At 54.2% G+C, this 1753-nt stretch carries 1 protein-coding gene; it reads right to left on the bottom strand.

What is annotated here, in order from left to right:
- Positions 1-122: 122 nt before the first annotated feature.
- Positions 123-1226 carry a copper-containing nitrite reductase gene (gene nirK, locus BMX00_RS14235; RefSeq protein ID WP_090829684.1) on the bottom strand — a complete coding sequence of 368 codons (1104 nt, stop codon included), beginning with the start codon at positions 1224-1226 and terminating at the stop codon, positions 123-125.
- Positions 1227-1753 lie beyond the last annotated feature (527 nt).

Raw genomic sequence — 1753 nt, 5'->3', positions numbered from 1 at the left:
CAGAGCTTAAGAGAATCTCAGAGAACTTAAGCGCAACTTAAGAGAGCTTAACTTAAGAGCAGCTAACTTAAGAACTTAAGGCTCCGGTGCTTCTCTTTGATGTCTGTCTTTTTGATCCTGCTTTAGTGGTCCATTGCCGGGGTTGAATTCTCGTTGGGTTTCTTGAGCTGCTTCATGAGGTCATCGTCCCATTTGCCCTCGACATTCATGTGTGCCGCAGCACCCAGCAATACCGCCTCGATCAGGTTATGGCTCAGGTATACATAGAGCCCGGGTTGCTTGAAGTCATACAATGCCGCCCCTGCGGAACCACCTGCGACAAACCAGGTTTCCTGCCCTTGTATGGGAGGATCGGCAAACTTGCCGCCCTGCCATACCAGATCGCCATGGCCGCCAATCAGGTGAGGCCGGGAATCACGGTTGGCCTGGGAGTGAATGAACAATACTTTTTCGCCCACTTTGGCCTTGAGCGCATTGTCTCCCGTCAGAGCACCCACTGCGCCATTGAAGACGACATGAGTCGGGATGAGCCCCTTGGACAGTTCGAGCATTTCATGCATGCCTTCGGCCGGTGAGCCATAGGTCTTGTATTTGCCGTCCTTGTCCTTCGGGATGTAGAAATCCTGCTCGCCTACGTAGTAGGCGCGGTCATAACGCACCGGTTTGCCCTTGGCGTCCTTCAGGCCGTCGCGCGGCAGTACCATGATGGCGCCGTTCATGCCGGAGATGACGTGGAAGGGAATCATGGTTCCACCCGGGGCGCAGTGGTAGACGAATACCCCAGGCTTGACAGCCTTCCAGCGCACTACCACATCCTCGCCCGGTGCTACCAGCGTCAAGCCCGCACTACCCAGCGCACCCGTGGCCGCATGAAAGTCGACGTTGTGCGACATGGTGCTGGTCTTGGGATTGACCAGGGTGAGTTCGACATAGTCATCCTGATGCACGACAATCAGCGGCCCGGGTACGGTGCCGTTGAAGGTCAAGGCCCACATCTTGGTGCCATCGGGCGCAATCTGCACTTGCTTCTCTATGGTTTCCATGCGGATCTTGACGACCTTGGGTCCTCCCTTGGCCACTTGATCGTGCTTGGGCACAAAAGGCGGTGCTACCAGTTCCTGGGTCACTACAGGTAATTTGGATATGTCGGTTGCCGCCACTGCCGGTACAGTGCTCATACACAGCAATCCCATTCCAATGAGCCCCCCTCGAACAACTTTGTTCATTTTTCCCCTCCATAAATGTTATTCATTCACGCATATCCTATGCGCCATCCATCTCTTGATCCATGCGTTCACATCTCACCCTTTTCTGAAGAGCATCTCTAAGCATTCAAGCGTGCGATAGCAGTTTCCATTTAAGGCGCGTCCCGGCAGAGGGCTTCCGACAGATGGCTTCGTAGGGACCCCACCAAGCACCGGTCCATCCGCCAGCTCTATGCTCAGTTCCTGTCTATCCTTCTGCGTGCCTGCCGAGCCGGCAAATCCTCACGGCAATCCTGCATTCCATGGTCAACCCGGTCAGCGTACCGCTGAAGAATTTTCATGGCAGTGTCCATGTGCCCTGCCGTCCTATGCCGCGCAGCAGCATGAAAACAAGCAGCCGATCGGCAACAGGCAGAATGGAAAGACATGGAAGACATTTCGAAGCGAGCAAGCTATTGCAGCAATGTTTGAATTCTTAGAGATGCCCTAAAGAGCGAAGGCCCGGCAACTATACAGCTTTACAATTTTCCTGTCCATGCCGATTGTCT

Source organism: Nitrosovibrio tenuis (assembly GCF_900109785.1).
Classification (GTDB): domain Bacteria; phylum Pseudomonadota; class Gammaproteobacteria; order Burkholderiales; family Nitrosomonadaceae; genus Nitrosospira; species Nitrosospira tenuis_A.
This window is presented reverse-complemented; position numbering and strand designations above follow the sequence as displayed.

Excerpts from the sequence above, each read along its gene's own strand:
- nirK (WP_090829684.1), bottom strand. The coding sequence starts at position 1,226 with ATGAACAAAGTTGTTCGAGGGGGGCTCATTGGAATGGGATTGCTGTGT.